Source organism: Corynebacterium sp. CCM 9203, assembly GCF_041357675.1.
In the GTDB taxonomy this organism is placed as follows: Bacteria; Actinomycetota; Actinomycetes; order Mycobacteriales; family Mycobacteriaceae; genus Corynebacterium.
Genome location: NZ_JAUERY010000002.1, coordinates 398250 through 419589 on the forward strand (window position 1 = coordinate 398250; position 21340 = coordinate 419589).

At 62.2% G+C, this 21340-nt stretch carries 21 protein-coding genes; 7 read left to right on the forward strand and 14 right to left on the reverse strand.

Going from position 1 to position 21340, the window contains the following annotated elements:
* Nucleotides 1–22 precede the first annotated feature (22 nt).
* Nucleotides 23–1015: a hypothetical protein gene (locus QWU44_RS05165; protein WP_370914625.1), complete on the forward strand. Its 993-nt coding sequence runs from the start codon at nucleotides 23–25 to the stop codon at nucleotides 1013–1015.
* On the opposite strand, the gene QWU44_RS05170 is transcribed toward QWU44_RS05165, so the two are convergent.
* From QWU44_RS05170 to mshA, 4 genes are all read right to left on the reverse strand, one after another.
* A complete protein-coding gene (locus QWU44_RS05170; RefSeq protein ID WP_370914626.1) occupies nucleotides 997–1683 on the reverse strand; it encodes a winged helix-turn-helix domain-containing protein in 687 nt (228 codons plus the stop codon). The genes QWU44_RS05165 and QWU44_RS05170 overlap by 19 nt on opposite strands.
* On the reverse strand, nucleotides 1680–2921 hold the full coding sequence (locus QWU44_RS05175; RefSeq protein WP_370914907.1) for a sensor histidine kinase: 1242 nt from the start codon (nucleotides 2919–2921) through the stop codon (nucleotides 1680–1682). Before QWU44_RS05175 ends, QWU44_RS05170 begins: the two co-directional genes overlap by 4 nt.
* A 49-nt stretch (nucleotides 2922–2970) precedes the next feature.
* Nucleotides 2971–3717 carry a phosphoglyceromutase gene (locus QWU44_RS05180; protein ID WP_370914627.1) on the reverse strand — a complete coding sequence of 249 codons (747 nt, stop codon included), beginning with the start codon at nucleotides 3715–3717 and terminating at the stop codon, nucleotides 2971–2973.
* Between the two features lie 85 nt (nucleotides 3718–3802).
* Nucleotides 3803–5080, reverse strand: coding sequence for a D-inositol-3-phosphate glycosyltransferase (gene mshA, locus QWU44_RS05185; protein WP_370914628.1), 1278 nt, complete (start codon nucleotides 5078–5080; stop codon nucleotides 3803–3805).
* A 240-nt stretch (nucleotides 5081–5320) separates the two neighbouring features.
* On the opposite strand from mshA, the gene QWU44_RS05190 reads away from it, so the two are divergent.
* Nucleotides 5321–7072, forward strand: coding sequence for a long-chain-fatty-acid--CoA ligase (locus tag QWU44_RS05190; RefSeq protein WP_370914629.1), 1752 nt, complete (start codon nucleotides 5321–5323; stop codon nucleotides 7070–7072).
* Nucleotides 7073–7166: 94 nt separating this feature from the next.
* Here the strand turns inward: QWU44_RS05190 and QWU44_RS05195 are convergent, their stop codons facing one another.
* Nucleotides 7167–8327, reverse strand: coding sequence for a UDP-N-acetylmuramate dehydrogenase (locus tag QWU44_RS05195; protein ID WP_370914630.1), 1161 nt, complete (start codon nucleotides 8325–8327; stop codon nucleotides 7167–7169).
* Between the two features lie 23 nt (nucleotides 8328–8350).
* On the opposite strand from QWU44_RS05195, the gene QWU44_RS05200 reads away from it, so the two are divergent.
* The 3 genes from QWU44_RS05200 (at nucleotide 8351) to QWU44_RS05210 (ending at nucleotide 10660) form a co-directional block, all read left to right on the forward strand.
* Nucleotides 8351–8854: a DUF2505 domain-containing protein gene (locus tag QWU44_RS05200; RefSeq protein ID WP_370914631.1), complete on the forward strand. Its 504-nt coding sequence runs from the start codon at nucleotides 8351–8353 to the stop codon at nucleotides 8852–8854.
* A 15-nt stretch (nucleotides 8855–8869) separates the two neighbouring features.
* Entirely contained in the window at nucleotides 8870–9703 is an 834-nt protein-coding gene (locus QWU44_RS05205) for a class I SAM-dependent methyltransferase (RefSeq protein WP_370914632.1), read from the forward strand.
* Between the two features lie 147 nt (nucleotides 9704–9850).
* On the forward strand, nucleotides 9851–10660 hold the full coding sequence (locus QWU44_RS05210; RefSeq protein WP_370914633.1) for a DUF2993 domain-containing protein: 810 nt from the start codon (nucleotides 9851–9853) through the stop codon (nucleotides 10658–10660).
* A gap of 11 nt (nucleotides 10661–10671) precedes the next feature.
* On the opposite strand, the gene deoC is transcribed toward QWU44_RS05210, so the two are convergent.
* Entirely contained in the window at nucleotides 10672–11361 is a 690-nt protein-coding gene (gene deoC, locus QWU44_RS05215; RefSeq protein WP_370914634.1) for a deoxyribose-phosphate aldolase, read from the reverse strand.
* A gap of 75 nt (nucleotides 11362–11436) precedes the next feature.
* Here deoC and purU point away from each other — a divergent pair, with 75 nt between their 5' ends.
* Nucleotides 11437–12339 carry a formyltetrahydrofolate deformylase gene (gene purU, locus QWU44_RS05220; protein ID WP_370914635.1) on the forward strand — a complete coding sequence of 301 codons (903 nt, stop codon included), beginning with the start codon at nucleotides 11437–11439 and terminating at the stop codon, nucleotides 12337–12339.
* Between the two features lie 93 nt (nucleotides 12340–12432).
* Here purU and QWU44_RS05225 read toward each other — a convergent pair whose 3' ends face one another.
* From QWU44_RS05225 to QWU44_RS05260, 8 genes are all read right to left on the reverse strand, one after another.
* The gene (locus QWU44_RS05225) at nucleotides 12433–12678 is read right to left on the reverse strand and encodes a DUF2516 family protein (protein ID WP_370914908.1); all 246 of its coding nucleotides are present in this window, start codon (nucleotides 12676–12678) and stop codon (nucleotides 12433–12435) included.
* Between the two features lie 127 nt (nucleotides 12679–12805).
* Nucleotides 12806–13573: a CGLAU_01105 family protein gene (locus QWU44_RS05230; RefSeq protein ID WP_370914636.1), complete on the reverse strand. Its 768-nt coding sequence runs from the start codon at nucleotides 13571–13573 to the stop codon at nucleotides 12806–12808.
* Nucleotides 13574–13624: 51 nt separating this feature from the next.
* Nucleotides 13625–14947, reverse strand: coding sequence for a DUF445 domain-containing protein (locus QWU44_RS05235; protein WP_370914637.1), 1323 nt, complete (start codon nucleotides 14945–14947; stop codon nucleotides 13625–13627).
* 46 nt (nucleotides 14948–14993) lie between these two features.
* Nucleotides 14994–15128: a hypothetical protein gene (locus QWU44_RS05240; protein WP_370914638.1), complete on the reverse strand. Its 135-nt coding sequence runs from the start codon at nucleotides 15126–15128 to the stop codon at nucleotides 14994–14996.
* A gap of 93 nt (nucleotides 15129–15221) precedes the next feature.
* A complete protein-coding gene (locus QWU44_RS05245) occupies nucleotides 15222–15563 on the reverse strand; it encodes a hypothetical protein (protein WP_370914639.1) in 342 nt (113 codons plus the stop codon).
* 56 nt (nucleotides 15564–15619) lie between these two features.
* Complete coding sequence (locus QWU44_RS05250) at nucleotides 15620–16369, reverse strand: succinate dehydrogenase/fumarate reductase iron-sulfur subunit (protein WP_370914640.1); 750 nt, start codon at nucleotides 16367–16369, stop codon at nucleotides 15620–15622.
* Entirely contained in the window at nucleotides 16369–18378 is a 2010-nt protein-coding gene (locus QWU44_RS05255; RefSeq protein ID WP_370914641.1) for a fumarate reductase/succinate dehydrogenase flavoprotein subunit, read from the reverse strand. The genes QWU44_RS05250 and QWU44_RS05255 overlap by 1 nt, the downstream gene beginning before the upstream one ends.
* A gap of 21 nt (nucleotides 18379–18399) precedes the next feature.
* Entirely contained in the window at nucleotides 18400–19155 is a 756-nt protein-coding gene (locus tag QWU44_RS05260) for a succinate dehydrogenase cytochrome b subunit (RefSeq protein ID WP_370914642.1), read from the reverse strand.
* Between the two features lie 673 nt (nucleotides 19156–19828).
* On the opposite strand from QWU44_RS05260, the gene ramB reads away from it, so the two are divergent.
* Nucleotides 19829–21259: an acetate metabolism transcriptional regulator RamB gene (gene ramB / locus QWU44_RS05265; RefSeq protein WP_370914643.1), complete on the forward strand. Its 1431-nt coding sequence runs from the start codon at nucleotides 19829–19831 to the stop codon at nucleotides 21257–21259.
* Nucleotides 21260–21340 lie beyond the last annotated feature (81 nt).

Below are 21340 nucleotides of genomic sequence, written 5' to 3' on the forward strand. Positions count from 1 at the left end.
AGACGGTCTAGCGTAGGCAGGTGTGAATTGCCCGCAGACCGAACCCGTGTCGCGACCGGTGCAGTTGGGTTTTCCGGCCAGCTCACCGGCGGCAGCATCGATCCGTTCAGGCGCGGAACTACCACCGGACCATCCTCGAGAATGGTTCGAGTTCTCCGATCCCGGCGATCCCGAACACGTCTTCTCAATCGACCTGACCTGGCTCGAGTCCTACTATCGGTGCCAGTTCGGCACCGGAGCATGCAAGGGCATAGACGCCACACAGTCCGATGTCGGATGTTGCGTGCACGGTGCCTTTCTCTGCGACGAGGAGGACCGGGAACAACTTGTCGACGCGGTATCCCGGATGCCCGCACACTTCTGGCAGCTCCGCCCCGCCAGCGCCGACGGATGGCTCGCGGAACGCGCGGCAGATCGGGAACCTGACACCCTCGAACCCTGGTTGGAATGGGATGAACTCGACGGAGAGGACGGCGAACCGGAGCCCGCTTTGAAGACGGTGGTCGTCAAAGGGGCCTGCATCTTCGCGAACCGCGCAGGCTGGGCCACCGGCGCGGGATGTGCCCTACACCAGTGGGCCACCGCCACTGGGGAAGATCTCACCGTCGTGAAACCCGAAGTGTGCTGGCAGCTTCCCCTACGACGCCTCGAGGACTGGGAAGACCGCGGCGACGGAACTGAGATCCTACGCACCACAATCACCGAGTACACGCGCCGCGGCTGGGGCGAGGGCGGCGAGGATTTCGACTGGTACTGCACCACGTCACCGGCCTGCCACACGTCCACGCAGCCTGTGTGGTTGAGCCACCGGCAGGAACTGGTCGCGCTAATGGGAGCAGACGCCTATGCGGTTCTCGCTGAGCACTGTGCGCAACGCCGGGCGGCCGCGGACTATCTCCATGATTCCGGCTTCAGAGCGGGCGCTTTACCAGGCATCCCACACCCGGCGACGGCGGCCGCTCACCAGGCCCCGGAACCGGGTGGGGGTGGTGCAGATCAGTCCTCGAACTTGTAACCGAGTCCCCGAACGGTGACCAGGTATCTCGGACGGGAGGGTTCTTCCTCGATCTTCGCACGCAACCGCTTCACATGGACGTCCAGAGTTTTAGTGTCACCCACGTAGTCCGCCCCCCAGACCCGATCGATGAGCTGACTGCGGGTGAGCACTCGTCCGGTGTTCCGCAGGAGATACTCGAGGAGATCGAACTCCTTGAGTGGCATCGCCACCTCTTCTCCGGCAACTGAGACGGTGTGCCGTTCCACATCCATCCGCACGCGACCGGCGGACAGAACCTGGGGGTCTCCAGCTTCATCCTCCACGTCACCGCCACGACGGAGAACCGCGCGGATACGGGCGATCAGTTCCCGGGACGAGTACGGTTTGGTCACGTAATCATCAGCGCCGAGTTCGAGGCCGACAACCTTATCTATCTCGGAATCGCGGGCGGTAACCATGATGACCGGAACGGACGAGGTGGCACGCAGTTGTCGACAGACGTCCGTACCGGACATCCCCGGCAGCATCAGGTCGAGCAACACGATATCGATGTCATTACGTCCGAACTCGATCAGAGCAGTCGGCCCATCAGGGGCGATGATCACTTCAAAGCCCTCCTTCTTCAGAAGGAAGGCCAATGGGTCGGCCAACGACTCCTCGTCCTCCACGAGCAGGATGCGGGTCATGTTGCACGGTCCTTTCTGCGGGCGCGTAGTGGCGCCGGTTTCTTCGTCAGTTCTATGGATTCAGCTAGGTCCACACCATCAGGAGGGTCGTCCTCCCCGGCACGGTGCACGGGAAGAATGAGTGTGAAGGTTGACCCGGTCCCCGGCCTGGACCACAGCGTGATGGATCCACCGTGGTTCGCTGCGACGTGTTTGACGATAGCGAGTCCCAGTCCGGTACCGCCGGTGGATCGCGACCTGGCTTTATCGACGCGGAAGAACCGTTCGAACACGCGTTTCTGATCTTCCGGAGCGATCCCGATCCCCCGATCCGTCACGCGGATGTACACCTCGGATCCATCGTCGGAGACCTTCTGAGACACCGAGACGGTGGTTTCGGAGGGAGAGTAGTTGATGGCGTTGCCGATCAAGTTGGATACCGCGGTGATGAGCAGGCTCGCGTCCCCGTCCACCTCAACACCGGTATCCGCTCCCCGGACCAGGGAGATACCCGCGTTTTCTGCGGACAGTTCGTTACGCGAGAGCGCCTCCGCGATGACGGAGTCCACGGAGACCGGTTCCATGCCTGGGAGTTTCTCGGCACCCTGGAGCTTCGACAGGGAGATCAGTTCATTGATCATGTCGGCGAGCCGGTGTGCCTCCTTGGTCAGTCTTCCCCCGAAATAGCTGACCGACTCCGGATCGTCCGCAGATTCGATGAGCGCCTCGGCGAGCAGCGCCATACCCCCCACCGGTGTCTTGAGCTCGTGGGAGACATTGGCCACGAAGTCCCGCCGAGCCGATTCCATCCGCAGATTCTCCGACTCGTCAGTGCCGTACACGATGACGAACCTGGAATCCACGCGAGTGAGCGGTTTGACGACAGCCTGAACCGCCATCACCCGGCTACCCGCGCGACGGGCCGGCCCCGCGAGGTCGATGACCCGCGACTCCCGGTCTTCGAAGACCTTGAGAGCACACTCCCAGACCTTCTCGTTCAGGGAGCGCTCGTGGACGATACCCATCTCATGCGCCCTGGAATTGGAGAGGACCACGTCCCCCCCACGCCCGACAACGGTTACCGCTGTCGGGGCACCCTGCACGGCGAGGTGCAGTACCTGGGAGACCGTGGTCACCTGATGCTCCGCCAATGTCGCGGCAGAGCGTTTCGTTCGGAGGCGCCGACGGAGGAATTCAACGGCCGGTACCGCCCACAGTGTGAGGATCACACCGCCGACGAACCCCGCCCACACAGACAGAGACACCTGCCGTCAACCTCCGGCTCGTCAGCTTCTGAACCTGATCCGGTTACTTACCACCCTGGGCGGCGACAGCCGCGGCACCGGCTGCTGCTGCCTCGGGATCAAGGTAGGTGCCGCCCGGGTTGAGGACAGCCCCGTTCTCGTCGAGTTCATAGACCAGTGGAATTCCGGTAGGAATGTTCAGACCCGCGATATCCTCATCGGAGATTCCATCGAGGTGCTTGACCAGGGCACGCAGCGAGTTGCCGTGCGCAGCGAGCAGTACGGTCTCACCGGCCAGCGCCCGGGGCAGGATCTCCTCGGTGAAGTACGGCACGAAACGGGCGACGACGTCCTTGAGGCACTCCGTGTCCGGCACCTTGTCCAGATCAGCGTAACGGGGATCGTGTGCCTGGGAGAACTCGGAATCGGCTTCCAGCGCAGGCGGCGGTGTGTCGTAGGAACGACGCCAGGCCATGAACTGTTCCTCGCCGTACTTGTCCTTCGTCTCGGCCTTGTTCAGGCCCTGCAGCGCACCGTAGTGACGCTCGTTGAGACGCCAGTCACGGACGACGGGGATCCAGTGTCGGTCTGCGGCGTCCAGAGCGAGATTCGCCGTGTTGATCGCTCGGCGCTGCAGAGAGGTGTAGACCACGTCCGGCAGGATGTCGTTCTCGCGCATCAGTTCACCACCGCGGCGGGCTTCGTCGCGACCCTGATCAGTCAGGTCGACGTCCACCCACCCGGTGAACTGGTTCGAGGCGTTCCACTGGCTCTGGCCGTGGCGGAGCAGAATTAGCTTTCCGGTACTCATGACCACCATTGTTCCACGCCCCGCCACATCGTGCCGGAACCGGCGGAAAAGCCCAGGCAGGATTCACCGGATGTTCACACTGACGTCACCGCGGATGACGGTCGGCCGCCGCCCGGCGCGAATAACAGCGTTCCGGTGTGTATCCGATGACTTCGCGGTACAGATCCGCGAGGTGTGCAGCCGTCCTCGGCCAACTGAATTCCGCGGCGTGGACAACCGCGGATTCCCCCATGGCGATCCGCAGCTCATCGTCATCGAGCACCCGGGCCAGTGCATCCGCCCAGTCCGCCGCCTCATGCGAGTCGACCAGTACTCCGGTCTTCCCCTCCGCCACCGCGATCGGGAGTCCACCGACCCGGGATGCCACGACCGGGGTTCCCGCGGCCTGTGCCTCGATCGCGACCAGTCCGAAGGACTCGTTGTAGCTCGGCACGGCGACGACATCCGCAGCCCGGTAAACGGTGACCAGCTCCTCCGGGGGACGGGGATCCAGGAAGCGGATGCGTCTTTCGACCCCCAGTTCCTCCGCCAGATCCCGGTACTGTTCCGGAGTCGCGGATCGACCGGATGGTCCACCGCAGATGATGACACGGAGATTGCGCTGCGGATCTCTCTCGGCTAGTTCCGCAACCGCCCGGATCAGCACCTGCGGTCCCTTGAACTCTTGAAGTCTGCCGACGAACGCCACGACCTTCGCGTGCAGTGGGATTCCGAGTTCCCGGCGGCATCGTTCGGTGGCGCGCTCGGTACCCGGAGTGAACAATTCTGTGTCGGCCCCCGGGGGGATGACGGTTATTGAATCGGGTTCCGCGTCATAGTGGCGTTCGAGGTTCAGGGCTTCCTCCCGCGTGTTGACGACGAGCTGATCGGCGTTGTCCACGATCTGTTGTTCACAGATCCGGCGGGCTTCCGATTCCGGAGAGTCCGCTGCGCTGAGGTGTTCGTTCTTCACCGCAGCCAGCGTGTGTGCCGTATGCACCAGTGGAACCTGCCAGATGTCCCGGAGCAACCACCCGACCTGGCCGGACATCCAGTAGTGGGAGTGGATCACGTCATAGGCCAATGCCCCGCACCGGGCGAACAACAGGATTCCCCCGGCGAAGGCTGTGAGCTGGGTGGGCAGCGCCTCCTTGTCCAGTCCCTCGTAAGGGCCGGCGACAATGTTAACCACCCTGAGATTCGGTTCAACCTCGACCACTTCCCCCTGGCTGGGGCGAGTCGCACGGGTGAACACGTCCACCGAGATTCCCATCCGCGCCAGTTGGCGGGCCGTGGAGGCAATATAAACGTTCATCCCCCCGGCGTCACCACTACCCGGCTGCTGCAGTGGTGATGTATGCATGGAGATCATCGCGACGCGCATGCGAGCCATCCTAATTCGACGATGCATGAGGTTCCCACACGGTCGGAAGGTGAGTGATCACTCACCTTCCGACGCTATACTCGGGAAGTACTGACGTTCTCCGAACCGGATGAGAAAAACACCGGTAACGACCGTTGCGCGATTCATCGCGCCTGTTCACCGGCCACCATCCACGACATCGACACCGCTGCGGGCGTTACGTACGCCCATCTGTGAGCAATCCTCCTACGAAGGGACACCATGTCGGCACTTGAATCAAAAGCCTGGCTCGACCATTACGCGGACTGGACGCCGCACAGTCTCGAGTACGGCGATGCAACGCTGATCGACCACTACAACAACAACCTGGCGGTCAACGGTGATAAGAACGCCACCCGTTTCTTCGGCCGTACGCAGTCCTACAGTGAGCTCGACCGGCAGGTCCGCCGGGCGGCCGCTGGCCTCCGCGCCTTCGGTGTCCGGCGCGGTGACCGGGTCGCACTCCTGATGCCGAACTGTCCACAGCACATTGTCGCGTTTTATGCGGTCTTGAAACTCGGTGCCACCGTCGTCGAACACAATCCCCTCTACACCGCCCACGAACTGGAACACCCGTTCAACGACCACGGTGCCCGGGTCGCCATCTGCTGGGACAAGTCTGCGGGAACCCTGGAGAAGCTCCGCGGCCGCACACACCTGGAGACGATCATCAGCGTCAACATGACCGAGGCCATGCCCCGTGGCCAGCAGCTCCTCCTTAAGCTGCCTCTGCCGATGATCCACAAGATGCGGGACCGCTTGACTGCACAGGCACCGAACACGGTCCCGTGGGAGGCTCTCATCGGGCAGGCGATCGGCGGCGACGGCCGCACCCTGGAAGACCCGGAGATCACGAAGGACGACATCGCTCTGATCCTCTACACCTCCGGCACCACCGGTGCCCCCAAGGGCGCGCAACTGAGTCACGCGAACCTCGTCGCCAACATCATCCAGGGCAAACACTGGGTCCCCGGACTCGGTGAAAAGGATGAGGTGCTCCTCGCAGCATTGCCGATGTTCCACGCCTACGGCCTGACCATGAACGTCACGCTCGGAGTTTTCATCGGTGGCGAGATCATTTTGCTGCCCGCCCCGGACCTGAAGCTCATCATGAAGGCGATGCAGAAGAACACCCCCACCTGGCTGCCCGGCGTCCCGGCACTCTACGAGCGCATCGTGGAAGCGGCCGAGTCCGCTGGGGTGGACATCTCCGGCGTACGCAACAGCTTCTGCGGCGCTTCCACTCTGCCAGCCCGGACGGTCGAACGGTGGGAGCGCTACACCGGTGGACTCCTCGTGGAGGGCTACGGCCTCACCGAGACCTCACCGATCATCGTCGGAAACCCGATGACACCCGAACGCCGCCCCGGCTACGTCGGGGTGCCCTTCCCCGACACCGAAGTGCGGATCGCCGACCCGGATAACCTCGACGTCACGGTTCCGGACGGCCAGGAAGGCGAGGTTCTCGTCCGCGGACCCCAGGTTTTCCAGGGCTACCTCAATCAACCGGAAGCCACTGAGAAGTCCTTCCACGACGGCTGGTACCGCACCGGGGACGTCGGGGTCATGGAGCCCGACGGGTTCATCCGCCTGGTGGCACGCATCAAGGAGGTCATCATCACGGGTGGTTTCAACGTCTATCCCGGTGAGGTGGAGGAGGCGCTGATGGCGCACCCCGACGTCGCAGACGCCACCGTGGTGGGAATGCCCCGCTCAGACGGTTCGGAGTCGGTCGTGGCGGCGATCACCCTCGCAGAAGGCGCTGCCCTCGACCCCGAGGGATTGAAGGAGCACTGCCGTGAGCTGTTGACCAGGTACAAGGTTCCCCGGCGGTTCTACCACTTCGATGAGATGCCGCGGGACCAGATCGGCAAGATCCGCCGCCGGGAGGTCCGGGACCAGCTCGTCGAACGGTACGGCAGCACGGAAGAGAAGAAGGCGCTAAAGGAATCCAAGGAAAACCGGGGGGCGTAGCCTTTTCCCCCGACAGGAACGGCCCACCCGAATGGAAAATACCTCGAGCGGGCCGTTCCTGTATCTCCTGCCGTTCTCAGGGAAACGGAGACACTCATCCGTCGATGTCGACACCGACCCAAACCGGCTCCGGGTGCAGGGTGACGCCGAACGCCTCCCGAACCCCGGCTCGCACTTCACGGGCGAGTGCCACGAGATCTGCGGTCGTGGCCCCTCCCCGGTTCGTCAACGCGAGGGTGTGGCGGGTGGACAACCTGGCTTGCGCGTCCGGGCCTGGATATCCTTTGACGAACCCGGCGCGCTCGATGAGCCATGCCGCCGAAAGCTTCGACAGCCCTTCACCTGCGGGATAACAGGGCATCGCATCCGCGACGGCGGCACCGTGCAGGGCGGCCACGGCGACCCGCACGTCCGTGACGTCGCTGTCGGCGATGACGGGATTGGTGAAGAACGACCCGGCGGACCAGGTGTCGTGGTCCGCCGGGTCGTGGACCATCCCTTTTCCGCGCCGCAGTTCGAGGACGGCATCCCGCACCAGGGCCGCCGGTCGACGTACACCGTCGGTGGCCCCGACATCGGCGGCGGTCACGCCCAATCGCCGGGCGAGTTCGCCGAACCGGAGTGGTGCGCTCAATCCATCGGTGCGGAGGTTAAGCTCGATTGCGAGGAGGACACCCCTGTCCGTGTGTTTCAGGTTCGAGGTGCGGTAGCCGAGTTCGAGCGCTGCGGCTGGCACCCAGTCGACGGTACCTGTACTCCGGTCGAGCAGGAGTACCCGGGTGAGTACATCGGCGATCTCCGCTCCGTAGGCCCCGACATTCTGTACCGGCGTGGCACCGGCGCTCCCGGGGATGCCGGAGAGGCACTCGATCCCGCCTAGTCCCGCGTCGATGGAGGCGGCGACGACGTCGTCCCACACGGCTCCCGCTTCCGCACGCAGAACCCCCCGTTCTACGTCGATGTGAACATCCTTGCAGTCCACAACGACAGCAACCAACGGCAGATCACCATCTGCAACGACGAGGTTCGAGCCTCCTCCCACCACCAACACCGGAAGGTCGAGGGCGTCAGCGCGCATGACTGCAACGCTGAGCGCGGCCGTCGTCGCGCAGCGGACGGCTCCGACCGGGCGCCCTCCGAGGTGGAGGGTCGTGACGTCGGAGAACCGGAAATCGTGATCGAACCGGATGCTGTCAATATTCTGGAGAGCAACATGGAGTTCGTTGAATCTGTGGGCCAGCGATGAAGGAGACACCCCCTTAACGGTAGTCTTAACCCATGACCACGCGTAAAGAGAACACTGCAACCGTCAATTTTCCGCCGGCAGCGGTCCACGCTGCACTGACCAACCGCGAGTACTGGGAGTACAACGTCGCCAACCTCTCCTCTGAGGCCGGTGAGGTGCATTCCTTCGAGGAGGTCGACGGAGGCGTCGAGATCGTGCTCTACGAGGTCATGCCAACCGACCTCCTGCCCGAGGCGGTTCGCGCGATGATCAGCCAGGCGCTGAAGATCAAGCGCACCGTGAAGATCGGTCCGCTGAACGGAACCGAGGCCGAGGGCCGTTACGTGGCGGATGTCAAGGGCGCCCCCGTGGACTTCGCCGGCGACCTGAAGCTGACCGGTGATGACGCCACCGCCACGATGCACTACAACCACGAGATCAACGTCACGGTTCCGTTCATGGGTCCCGCCATCGAACCGAAGGTCGCGGACGCCGTCGCCGAGCTAACGGTCACCGAGGCCGAGCTGACGGAGAAGTGGATCTCCGAGAACAACTGACTCACAGCACCCTTCATGGCCGATCACGCGCATAATCTAGCAGCGGATTTCTCCGCCAGCCGTGGTCGGCCCATCGGTGTGTCCACCCGTGGCACCACTAACCGGAACCGGCTCCGTAGATGCGACCGGTGGATGGTGCATGAACCGCGTATCCGGCAAATCGTGCGGCGGGCAGAGTCCCCGTTGGCCCTCGACGTCGGATATGGTGCCTCTGACACCACGACGGTTGAGTGGGCACAGTGGCTGCGTACGCTCCGTCCGGACATCACCGTCACCGGGTTGGAGATCACCCCGGAGCGGGTCCTTCCCCCCAGGGACGGGGTCACTTTCGAGCTCGGCGGATTCGAACTCGCCGGGCACACTCCACACCTTGTCCGTGCCTTCAATGTACTTCGCCAATACGACGTCGAGCAGGTGCATCCAGCATGGGAAACCGTGATTTCACGGCTCGCACCGGGCGGTCTCTTCGTCGAGGGGACCTGTGATGAGCTGGGACGCCGGGGCAGTTGGGTGCTTCTCGACGCCCACGGCCCGGTCTCGCTCACCCTCGCCTGGGACCCCTTCGATGTGGAACGCCCCTCCGACGTCGCAGCCCGGCTCCCGAAGATCCTCATCCACCGGAATTTCCCAGGTGAGGCAATCCACGATCTTCTGACCGCAGCCGATCGTGCCTGGGAGTACGCGGCCGGTTGGGCCCCGCACGGGCCACGCGTCCGGTGGCGGGAGGCCCGCCGTATCCTTGCCGGATCGGGAATCCCCCTCACCCCCATCCGACGTCCGGTCAGGGATTGCCTCCTCACCGTACCCTGGTCCGTCATTGCTCCTGAAGAAAATGTGGCGACCTTCTAGCAGTAGGAAAACCATGGCCCCTGATCCGGTGGCTTAACCGAGCTAACTGTACAGTCGCAGCAGGTTTCTCGACGGCATTCCTCCACGGCCGAGTAACATCACCAGCGGATGTGGCACCGGAGGACAAGATCAGGAACACTGGGAAAAATGAGTAGACCTGTGAGCAAAAAACGTGGTTCCATCTGGTGGAAGATTCTGCTGGGAATCGTTGTCTCCCTGTTGATCATTCTCCTGATCGCCGAAATCGCCCTGAGAATGGTGATATCGAAGGAGCTCAAGGATGATTTCGATGAGCAGGCCACCCTGAACGGAGTGGTCACCAGCCGCGAACCAGACATCGGGTTCGGTCCGACCCCGCTCCTGCTCTCTATTGCCACCGGGACGATTCCCACCGTTAACGTCTCCACACCGGCCACACTCCAGATCACCCGCAATGGGAGTAACGGTGGGCCGGACATCAAGGGAACGCCCGCAGCGGATATCCACATCACCGATCTCGCACTACGAGATCCCGATGGCCCCGTTGCCGGTCACATCACCATCGAAACCAAGATCCCCGACGATCTCATGCTCGCCCAGGTGCAGGCTGCGATGGCCGAGCAGACGAGCATCGCCGGAGACGGACTCGCGGGAGCACTCCTGCAGAACCTCGTTCAGGTCACCGACATCCGGACGGATCCGGAGACGGACACCCTCGATGTCGAGTTCACGGATGGCGCGGCGAGGCTCATCATCAGGCCAAGTGCCGTGGACGGCCAGCTCCAGATGGAAGCGACGGAAACCCGACTGTTCGGTTTCACGCTCCCCGATGAGGTGACAGGAGCCATCAGCAAGGCGCTGAAGTCCAGTGCGCCAGAACTCGGCGAGGGTATGCGGATTGATACTGTCTCCGTACGGCGAAACGGCATGCACCTCAAACTCAGTGGTGAGAACGTCAATCTCGACGAGGTTGGTTGACAGCCGCCTACTCAGCCCTCGGAGTCACCAGCGGCGGCGTCGAGAAGCGCAGATGCCGCCGCGCCGACGGATAGTCGGGTGGCACCCGCCGCCACGAGTTTCCGGACTTGTCCAATCGTCGTGATTCCTCCGGCAGCTTCAATACCGAGACCGTGCCCGACCTCCTCCGCAATGATCCCGATAATCTCCGGTGTGGCACCGGGGCAGTCCACCCAACCGGTCGAGGTTCGGATGTAGTTCGCCCCCGCAGTGCGTGCCGCCCGGGCCGCAGTACGGATCTCCGCCTCCCCGACGAGTCCCGTCTCGATGATCACCTTGAGGGTCACCGGTGCAGGGACGGCTTCACGGACAGCCACGATTTCCCCGATCATCCGGTTGGTGTCCCCCGTCCGAACCGCAGCGAGGTCGATCACGACGTCCACCTCATCGGCCCCCGATTCGACGGCCAGGCGAGCCTCCGCAGCCTTGATCAACTGATGGTGTCCACCCGAAGGAAAACCACAGACTGAGACGACCCTCAGACCGAACCCGTCCGCAGCGCTCGTCGCGTGCAGCATCGACGGCGTCACACAGACCTGCCCGACGCCTAGCTCCAGTGCTTTCGACACATGCGCACGGACTTCCGCGGTGGTCGCCCACGGGGTATCGAGAGTGTAGTCGATCATGCGGGCTAGACGGTCACGGGTGAGGGAATCATTCATGGTTCACGAGCCTAGCCTGTTCGAGGACGGACCGGCCGATCTACAGTGGTTGACCACCGGGGTAGAATTCGTGAAATGAGCAACGCCCACAACTCCCACACCGTACCCGTCGCCGAACGCCAACTGGTTCTTACTCTCGGCTGCCCCGACACCACGGGAATCGTCGCCCGTCTCTCCACCTTCGTGGCCCAGCACGGCGGATGGATTACTGAAGCGGACTATTTCACGGATCCTGACTCCGGGTGGTTCTTCACCCGACAGGCACTCCGGGCAGAATCGCTCGACACCCCGGTCGACGTGTTCCGGGAGGAGTTCGACAAGGTGGCCGCTGAGTTCGGTGCTGCGGCCCGCTGGCGGATCTGGGATACGGCCCGTACCAAGCGGGCTGTCATTCTGGTTAGTAAAGAGGGACATTGCCTCCATGATCTCCTGGGACGCGTCGAGCAGAACGATTACCCGATGGAGGTTGCGGCCGTCATCGGTAATCACGAGGATCTGCGCGGTATTGCGGAGAACCACGGTGTCCCCTTCCACCATGTTCCGTTTCCCAAGGATGCGGTCGGTAAGCGCGCGGCATTTGACCGGGTTGCGGAGCTGGTCAACGAACACGAACCGGACGCCGTCGTCCTTGCTCGATTCATGCAGATCCTCCCCCCGGACCTCTGTGAAATGTGGGAGGGCCGGGCCATCAATATCCACCACAGCTTCCTGCCGTCGTTCATGGGCGCCCGCCCCTACCACCAGGCATACAAGCGGGGCGTGAAGCTGATCGGCGCCACCTGCCACTACGCCACCTCCGCGCTGGATGACGGCCCCATCATCGAGCAGGACGTCATTCGGATCACCCACAAGGACACCCCAGCAGACATGCAGCGTCTCGGTCGGGATGCCGAGAAGATCGTTCTCGCCCGTGGACTCCGCTTCCACCTTGAGGACCGGGTCCAGGTCTACGGCAACCGCACGGTCGTCTTCGACTGATCCGACGTTGTCCGCCGGGATGGTCTACGGCGGATATGGAGATGCCCCGGATGGTCCCACACGGAACCAACCCGGGGCATCGTCACATCTGCTTCACCAGGTGGTCTCCCCGTCCACGATATCCTTCAGTTCGGGGCGTACATCAAACCAGTAGATTCCGATGATGACCATGCCTGCCCAGTACATGAACGGGATGACCAGGAACAGCGCAATCCCGGAACCGACGAGTAATCCCACCCAGACCCACTTCTGCTGCCTGTCTGCAGCGGTAAAAGCGTCCTCGCGTGTCGCCGCACACAATGCCGCCCCGATGATGCCGAGTAGACCGACGACCGCCATCAGAAAGCGGCTGATGTCCTCGATAGCTTTAAGCGCAGTGAAGATGTAGATGTCCATGTCGGACCGGGGTCCTTTCCGGGATCGGGTTGAACGGGGTGGGACCTAACCCGGTGGCACCCCGTGGGACTTACTTTCCGGGTTCGGTTTCGTCACCCTCGTGGACGACTTCTCCGTCGATGATATCGGCGGCCTCCTGTTTCTCCGAACCGGAGTCCTGGACCCGTGTGCGGAGATCATCGAGCCGTTCGCCTCCGGTGTTCTTCAGATCGCGAACCACTTCCCCCGCCCGTGCAACGAGGTCGTCGACGGCACTGCGAAGTTCGTCGACTGTGGAGGCGTTCTCTGCAGCATCCGTGTCGCGACTGCCCCTGCTGCTGCGCTCACGGAGTGCCTCGACCGCTTCATCGAAGGTACGGCGGGTGGACTCCACTGCCTCCTGAAATGCGGTGCGTGCCTGCTCGGCCGCCTCGGTGTCCCGGGCCTGTCCGGCTGCATTGCGGACGGAGTCGGACAGATCCCGCAGTGTGTTCTCAGCGGTTGCCGCGAACCCGGCGACCGCTGATTTCGCTTCCTCTGCGGAACGGGCTGAGCCGAGATTCTCAGCGGCTTTCTTGGCTTCGTCCGCGGTTTCCTCAACACGTTCTCCGACCGCTTCACGGGCCGAATCCGCATCCTCGCGCTTATCCACGTGGCGCAGATCGGCGCGGAGTTTGTCCCCCAGTTCACCCACTAAGGGCCCCAGGGAAGCTCCGGCGCTGACCCAGGCGTTGAACGGCTCGCGGAGCTTCTCCAGTGCCTCAGCCAGCACACCGCTGTCGCGTCCACCCGCGGATGCCGACTTGTCAGATGCGGTTGTGTCCTCGTGTCCCTTGTCGTTCGGGGTTGTGGGGGCCATGTGAAACTCCTTCTGTGATGGGCTATCAGATCGGTGCCTGCAGGTCACCCGTCAAGCGCCGAAAAGCAGGTGGGATACGGCGTAGATACCGAGTCCGGCCAACGCGCCGACGATGGTGCCGTTAAGTCGAATGTACTGGAGATCCTTCCCGACCATCAGCTCGATCTTCTCCCCGGCTTCATCCGCGTCCCAGCGCTCGACCGTCTCGCTGATGATAGAGGTGATTTCTTCCGCATAGTTGTCTGCGAGGAAAGCAGCCGCCCCGGTGACACGTCGGTCGAGTGATTCGCGGAGCGCCGCATCGTCAAGGAGGTTGTTTCCCCAGGTGATCGCAAGCTCTCTGGTCTTAGACCGCAAGAGGGAGTCGCGATCGGCGGACGCACTGAGCAAGGACCTCGATGCACTACGCCAGATGGTTGCCGCCGCCCCCTGTACCGGAGTGGACCCCATGATGTCCCGTTTTATCTTCTCCACACGCCCGATCATCTCCGGATCATTCTGGAGGTCGGTGGAGAGCTGTCGAATGAAACGCCGCACGGCCTGCCGCGCCTCGTGTTCCGGGTCAGCGGCGACGGCAGCGGTCCACTCGACCAATTCCCGGTGCACTTTGTCCCCGATCACGTCATTCAGTATCTGGGGGGCCCAACTGGGTCGCCGTTCGTCCAGCATCCGGGTGATGAAGGGACCGGCGTCCTCGGCCTTGATGTGTAGCCAGTACACGAGTTCATCGACGATGGGTTCGGTCTTCCCTTCCTCGATGAGCTGGCCGATGAGTTTACCTGCGGGAGGTCCCCACTCCGGTTCTGCAAGTTTTTCGATTAACGTCGAATTGATTACCGCTTCAGCGTCTGCGGGATCCAGCGCGGTGATGATCTTTCCGGTGAGTCGCCCGATCTCCCTGGACACGGTCTCGGCGTTGTCTGGCTCCGACAACCAACGTCCGAGCCTGTTGGGGATCCCGGCCGCGCGTACCTTGGCGGTGATGAGCTCCGCGTTGAGAAAGTTTTCCCCAACGAAACCACCGAGAGACTCACCGATCTGGTCCTTCTTGTTGCGGACGATGGCGGTGTGGGGGATGGGCAATCCGAGGGGCCGACGGAATAATGCGGTAACTGCGAACCAGTCAGCAAGACCGCCGATCATCCCCGCTTCGCTCGCAGCCCGGACGAAACCCACCCAGGGGTCGACTCCACCGGGCCGGGTCTCCAACCATCTGCAGAACAGGAAGATCGCAGCGGCGATGATGAGGAGACCGGTGGCAAAAGCCTTGTAGCGCCGCAACTGTCGACGCCGTTCAGCCTCTACCTCGGGAGAAGGCCCTGGGACGGCCAGGGGTTCTGCATCCCTGTGCGTGGTGAATTCATGTGTGCCCATCGCACCATTATGACGGTTACCCTCCGATTTACGGGTATCGCCGCAGTCAGAACTGGCTCTGCGCGACAGCGCTCCGCCACGGAGGTTCAGCATCCCACAGTTCAATGGCACGTGGAATGAGACTGAGTGCGACAAGAACGGTGAACACGGTGATCAGAATCCAGAGAATCTTGCGTTGCATTCCGATGATTCTACCGATCCCAACAACGAAAAGACCCCACAGCTTCCCGATTTGGGCCTGCTGAGGGGTCAGTGCATGTGCCGCTTCTAGGGTTCAGTGCCGACCGGTGCGTGCGGCGTACTCGCGGTAGTAGCGGCGCCCGTGATGGATGAGCCAGAAGCCACCCACGAGGAACGCTGCCGCGATGATGGAACCGATGATGGCTACGGTTCCCCAATGCGGCTGGCTTCCTACGGACCATGAGCCGAGGCCGTAGACCAGGCCACCGAACCCAGCGAGGGACGCCAGAATCAACCCCATCCCGGCCCACGTGGACAAGCGAAGAAGTGAGGAGTGCTGTGCGTCGAGGCTGGAGGGATGGTAACCCTCGACGTAGTGTGGCTCACCCTCGAACAGTGGGAACGACTGCTCGGATTTCACCGGATTAGCGGACATAGCGGTTGCTGCCTTTCGTCATCGTACCGTCGGCCCGGATTCATCGAACGATGACCCTAGGCATCCTTTGCGGTGAAGGCCGCGCGGGCCCTCTCTTTGTTGATGGCCGCGACTGCGGTGAGCGGAATCCCGGCCGGACACACGTCCGCGCATTCACCGAACAGTGAGCACGGCCCGAAGTTGGTCTCAAGCTCATCAACCATATTACGCGCCCGACGACCCCGTTCATTCTTACCCAGGGGCATGAGCGAAAGGTGAACCAGCTTCGCTCCGGTAAATAGGTGTGCAGCCCCGTTGGGGCAGGCTGCGACACAGGCTCCGCAACCGATGCAGGCCGCATGGTCGAGCGCGAGCTCAGCGGTCTGATGGTTCATGTGCAGCGTGTCGGCATCCGGGGCGGTACCGGCATTCACCGATACGTAACCACCCTGCTGCATGACCCGGTCGAGTGCGGAGCGGTCGACAATCATGTCCTTGATCACCGGGTACGCGGCAGAACGCAGGGGTTCCAGCTTGATGGTGTCACCGTCGGAGAAGTTGAACAGCCGCTGCTGACAGGATGGCTTGTTCTGTTCGGGCCCATGTGGACGACCGTTAACCGTCAGACCGCAGGTACCACAGATACCCTCACGACAGTCAGAGGCGAAGGCAAAGGGTTCCTTGCCCGACTCAATCAGTGTTTCGTTGACGTGGTCCAGAAGCTCCAGGATGGACATCTGCTCCACGGCATCGGGAACATCGATGGACTCGTAGTGACCCTCGGTCGTGGGTCCGGCCTGGCGCCAGATCTCGAGATGCAGTTTCATTACTTGTAATTCCTTGTCTGCAGAGGGATCGCTTCGAAGTACAGCGGCTCAGCGTGGCGGATGAACTTATTCTCGCCATTCGGTTCCCAGGCGGAGACGAAGCACCAGTTCAGGTCGTCACGCTCGGCTTCGCCCTCATCGGAAAGGTGGTCATCGCGGAAGTGCGCACCGCAGGACTCGTCACGGTCCAGGGCGTCGACGCACATGAGCTCGCCGAGATCGATGTAGTCGGCGACTCGGTTGGCGTACTCGAGAACCTGATTCATCTCGTCAGCATTACCGGTGATGTTGAGGTCATTCCAGAACTCCTTGCGCAACGCACGGATCTTCTCGATCCCGTCCGCGAGGTCTTTGATGTTCCTGGCCACACCACAGGAGAAGTAGAGGATGTCCCCGAGCTTCCGGTGGAAGAACTCAGGACCGTGGGTGCCCTTGATATTCATGAGCTTGTCCAGCCGCGCCTGTGCACGTTCGACAGCTTCGACGGCGACCGCGTCATCTTCCGCCATACGTTCGGACCCCAGCAGCGGGCCAAGGTAGTTCGGAACGGAGAACGGGAGCGTGAACCATCCGTCAACGGACGCAGAGAGCAGCGAGTTCGCTCCCAGGCGGTTGGCACCGTGGTAGGTCCAGCCTGCTTCGCCACCGGCGAACAGGCCTTCGATGGAGGTCATCATGTTGAAGTCGGTCCACAGCCCCCCCATGGTGAAGTGACAGGTGGGAGCAATCCGCATCGGAGTGACGTAGGGGTCCTCGCCGATGGTCTCCTCGTACATCTGGAAGAGGTTGGAGTAACGCTCGCGGATCGTGTCCTTGCCGAGGCGCTCGATCGAGTCCCGGAAGTCCAGGTACGCGGAGTTGTGCATCGGACCACAACCGAGACCGGCGTTGATCTGCTGTGAGATCGCGCGGGAAGCGACGTCACGGGGAACTAGGTTACCGAATGCCGGGTAGCGCCGCTCAAGGAAGTAATCGCGCTCATCCTCGGGGATCGAGTTCGGGTCGCGGTCGTCCTTCGGTTCCTTCGGAGACCAGATGCGCCCGTCGTTGCGGAGAGACTCCGACATGAGAATCGTCTTGGACTGCCATTCCGAGTTGACCGGCAGGCCGGTCGGGTGGAACTGGATGAAGGACGGGCTGGCCATGTAGGCACCGTGGTCGTATGCACGCATGATGGCGGAGGCGTTCGAGTTCTTCGCCAACGTCGACATGTAGTAGACGTTTCCGTAGCCACCGGTGCAGAGAATCACCGCATGACCAGTATGTGCTGTGATTTCCCCGGTGATGAGGTTACGCATGACCGCGCCGTGACAGCGCTTGGTCCCGTCCGCCTCTTCTTTGACGATGAGGTCGACCATCTCATTGTGCGTGAAGATCTCCACCGAACCGAGGTGGATCTGGCGCTGCAGCGCAGCCGCGGCGGAAAGCTGGAGCTGCTGGCCGGTCTGTCCACGGGTGTAATAGGTGCGTGAAACCTGCACACCGCCGAATGACCGGGTAGCGAGGGTGCCACCGTACTCACGGGCGAAGGGGGCACCGATCGCGTTCATGTGGTCGATGACACGCACGGATTCGTAGGCGAGGCGCCAGCAGTCCGTCTCACGGCAACGGTAGTCGCCACCCTTGACGGTGTCCTTGACGTGGCGGTAAGCGCCGTCGTTGTCGACCTTCTTGCCCCGGGCGGAGTTGACGCCACCCTGGGCGGCAATCGAGTGGGCACGCCGAGGAGCATCATGATAGGTGAAGGCCTTGACGTCATAGCCAAGCTCACCGAGAGCTGCCGCCGCACCGCCGCCGGAGAGGCCGGTGCCGATGACGATGATGCGGAATTTACGACGGTTCAGCGGTGAGACCAGGTTGTAGTGGTCCTTCTGCCATTCCCAGGCGTCCTTCATCGGGACCCCCTTGGGGGCGTGGTCTTCGAGGATCCGCCCCGGGGTTACGCCCTCGACGCAGGAGAGCGGCTGGACGAAGTCGGGCTTGGTGGCGGTTTCAGAGTGAGTGCTCATAGTGTGATTACCTTCCGTGGCCTAGTGGATCCAGCCGAGGGCGATGGCCAGCGGGATGGAGATGTTGCCCACCATGACGGCAGCAGGTACCAGGTAGGAGACGAACAAGAGGACGGCACGGGTGCGGTGCCCGGTGATCCCCAGGTCACTGACTGCGGTGAACAGTCCGTGGGAGAGGTGCACGAAAAGCACGACCATCGCAGCGATGTAGAAGATCGCCACAGGCCAGCGGCTGAAACTCGCGACCATGTTCGCGTAGACCGCCCCGTGCTCGAAAACCTCTGAGGCGGCGGGCTGGACGCCAAGGGTCAGGTCGAGGATGTGGAAGACGATGAACAGCAGGAGCACCAGACCGGAAACGATCATGGTGCGGGTGGCGAAAGAACTCAGGCCACCCATCAGATTGGTTCGGCGGAACTTACCGCGTGACTGATGTGCGCGTCCGGTCAACGCGAATGCACCGTAGACGTGCAGAATCAGAGCGGTGAGCAGAACGATACGGAAGATCCAGAGCACGCCTTCACGGGGAACGAGCGGTTCACCGACGGTTCGGAGAAACTCCCCGTAGACGTCGATCGCCGGCTCACCGTCATGGGCGGGCAGGAAGATCTTCAGGTTTCCGATCATGTGGATGAGAACAAAGCCGCCAAAGATGAGTCCGGTCACGGCCATCGTCAGCTTCAGCGCCCAGCTCGGAACCTTCGGCCGCTCACGCAGCGGTTTCTCAGTAATTTTGCCGTGACGGATTGCGTCACGGTCCATATCTTTAATAGTCATGGCACCTCCAGTGTTGACCTAACCTTACGGCGCGTTAATCCCGCCAAACCAGCCGTTAATGAACCCGGTGATGTAGCTCACACGCCTCAACCCTGCCGCTTTAATGAACTTTAGGGTAGCGTTACCTCTTTTTGACATTCCCTCATGACCAATCCAGCGTCCCCACCAGCCGAAACAGTGGCATATTTAGAGAAATATCTCAGGATGTGATCTCTGACACGTGATAAGGGTTTGTCGTGTCACGCCTACCCCATTCGGGATCAATCTTTAGTTGAATCTACCCCCGTACCACTCGCAGTACCGCAATTAAGCCCCCCAATCACCCCCCGCGGGACCACGCAACCTCACCAGAACAACCACCTAGCCACACCTGCAGAGCCAAGCCACCCAAGATGCCACCGATGGCAGACACCCAGGGGCAGTCAAGTAACCGGCGACAATCGCCCACACCGCCAGCAGTGGACAGAAGCAATGCAGGCCACGCCCTCATCCCCCCGACAGAGATCACCACCCCTCGCACCAGCGGCGGACAACTCCCCCCGTTTCACAGACATCCGCAAAGCTCCGCCGCCCGAGATTTTCCATCTCCCCCAGTTCGAGGGGTATTGCAGATATGTGCATTCCACGAGCAAACACCTGCAAAGGGAATACGCCCTCACTTAGACTACGGTCCATGAGTAAGACGTATGTGGGCTCCCGATTGCGGCAACTTCGACGCGAACGCGACCTCAGCCAAGCTTCCCTGGCTGCAACGCTGGGCCTTTCGGCGTCTTACGTCAACCAGATCGAACACGATGTGCGCCCGCTCACAGTCCCGGTCCTTCTCCGGATCACGGAGGCATTCGGTGTGGACGCCACATTCTTCTCCCGAGACGACGATTCGCGTCTTCTCGCGGAAGTACAAGATGTGGTCCTCGACCGGGAGATCTGCCCGGATCCAGTGGAACTCCAGGAACTCTCCGAGTTGGTGTACAACCATCCCTCACTCGCGAGAGCGATGGTGGACATGCACCGCCGCTACCGAAACGTCAGGGACAAACTCTCCCTGGCCACCGACGCACGCCACTTCCCGCCGCAACCGGAAATCGGTCTCCGCGCCGTCGACAACCCACTCGGAATGCCACACGAAGAGGTCCGGGACTTCTTCTACTCACGCCAGAACTATCTCGATGAACTGGATACCTCGGCAGAGATTCTCTCCGTCGAGGTCAATCCGGATCCCACCGATCCGAGCGAGACGGAGGCATCGATCACCCGGAGGCTCTCCCGGCACGGAATCTCAGTACGGAAGGGGACAGGGCAGAAGGGTACCCTGCACCGGTTCGACCCTGAGAAGGGCGTGATATTCCTCTCCCCTCGATTGACCAGCGGCCAACGTTCCTTCCGGATGGCGGCCGAGCTGGCGCACCTCGAGGCACCCGACCTCGTCTCCGAAGCAGTCGACGGTGGACACTTCACCTCGGAAGAATCCAGAATCCTCGCCATCCGGGGCGTCGGGAGCTACTACGCGGCCGCACTGCTCATGCCGTACCAACGTTTCCACGCAGAAGCCGAACACTCCAGATACGATATCGAGTATCTCAGCCAATTATTCAGTACCGGGTACGAGACCATCTGCCACCGACTGTCCACGCTCCAGAGACCGCAGATGAGGGGGATCCCCTTCACCTTTGTCCGCGTGGACCGTGCGGGCAACATGAGCAAACGGCAGTCTGCGACGGGTTTCCACTTCACGCATTCCGGCGGGACCTGCCCCCTCTGGAACGTCTACGAGACCTTCACCAATCCGGGCACGATCATGCGTCAGCTCGCACAGATGCCCGATGGCAGGACCTACCTGTGGATCGCGCGTACCGTGCACCACCACCGCAGTCGCTTCGCAGAACCGGGGAAACTCTTCGCTATCGGGCTCGGATGCGAAGCCCGCCACGCGGAACGGACGGTCTACGCGGAAGGACTCGACTTGAGGAATCTCAACGCCGCCACTCCGATCGGCGCAGGATGCCGTGTGTGCTCCAGAACCGACTGTGCACAGCGCGCATTCCCACCTGTGCACCGACCACTGAAAATCGACGCACACACCTCGACCGTCGCCCCCTACTGATCCCGTCCCGGATACGTGGGGAACGACACGGGCACGGATTCGAATCACGGCAAAGACAAGGGCCGTACCGGTTTACCGGTA

Bases quoted from the DNA above. Each gene is read 5' to 3' on its own strand.
- QWU44_RS05260 (WP_370914642.1), bottom strand. From the start codon at position 19,155: ATGACTATTAAAGATATGGACCGTGACGCAATCCGTCACGGCAAAATT.
- QWU44_RS05170 (WP_370914626.1), bottom strand. From the start codon at position 1,683: ATGACCCGCATCCTGCTCGTGGAGGACGAGGAGTCGTTGGCCGACCCA.
- QWU44_RS05245 (WP_370914639.1), bottom strand. From the start codon at position 15,563: ATGTCCGCTAATCCGGTGAAATCCGAGCAGTCGTTCCCACTGTTCGAG.
- QWU44_RS05250 (WP_370914640.1), bottom strand. From the start codon at position 16,369: ATGAAACTGCATCTCGAGATCTGGCGCCAGGCCGGACCCACGACCGAG.
- QWU44_RS05230 (WP_370914636.1), bottom strand. From the start codon at position 13,573: ATGGCCCCCACAACCCCGAACGACAAGGGACACGAGGACACAACCGCA.
- QWU44_RS05200 (WP_370914631.1), top strand. From the start codon at position 8,351: ATGACCACGCGTAAAGAGAACACTGCAACCGTCAATTTTCCGCCGGCA.
- ramB (WP_370914643.1), top strand. From the start codon at position 19,829: ATGAGTAAGACGTATGTGGGCTCCCGATTGCGGCAACTTCGACGCGAA.
- QWU44_RS05210 (WP_370914633.1), top strand. From the start codon at position 9,851: ATGAGTAGACCTGTGAGCAAAAAACGTGGTTCCATCTGGTGGAAGATT.
- QWU44_RS05205 (WP_370914632.1), top strand. From the start codon at position 8,870: ATGGCCGATCACGCGCATAATCTAGCAGCGGATTTCTCCGCCAGCCGT.
- QWU44_RS05190 (WP_370914629.1), top strand. From the start codon at position 5,321: ATGTCGGCACTTGAATCAAAAGCCTGGCTCGACCATTACGCGGACTGG.
- deoC (WP_370914634.1), bottom strand. From the start codon at position 11,361: ATGAATGATTCCCTCACCCGTGACCGTCTAGCCCGCATGATCGACTAC.
- QWU44_RS05225 (WP_370914908.1), bottom strand. From the start codon at position 12,678: ATGGCGGTCGTCGGTCTACTCGGCATCATCGGGGCGGCATTGTGTGCG.
- QWU44_RS05180 (WP_370914627.1), bottom strand. From the start codon at position 3,717: ATGAGTACCGGAAAGCTAATTCTGCTCCGCCACGGCCAGAGCCAGTGG.
- QWU44_RS05240 (WP_370914638.1), bottom strand. From the start codon at position 15,128: ATGCAACGCAAGATTCTCTGGATTCTGATCACCGTGTTCACCGTTCTT.
- QWU44_RS05255 (WP_370914641.1), bottom strand. From the start codon at position 18,378: ATGAGCACTCACTCTGAAACCGCCACCAAGCCCGACTTCGTCCAGCCG.
- purU (WP_370914635.1), top strand. From the start codon at position 11,437: ATGAGCAACGCCCACAACTCCCACACCGTACCCGTCGCCGAACGCCAA.
- QWU44_RS05235 (WP_370914637.1), bottom strand. From the start codon at position 14,947: ATGGGCACACATGAATTCACCACGCACAGGGATGCAGAACCCCTGGCC.
- mshA (WP_370914628.1), bottom strand. From the start codon at position 5,080: ATGCGCGTCGCGATGATCTCCATGCATACATCACCACTGCAGCAGCCG.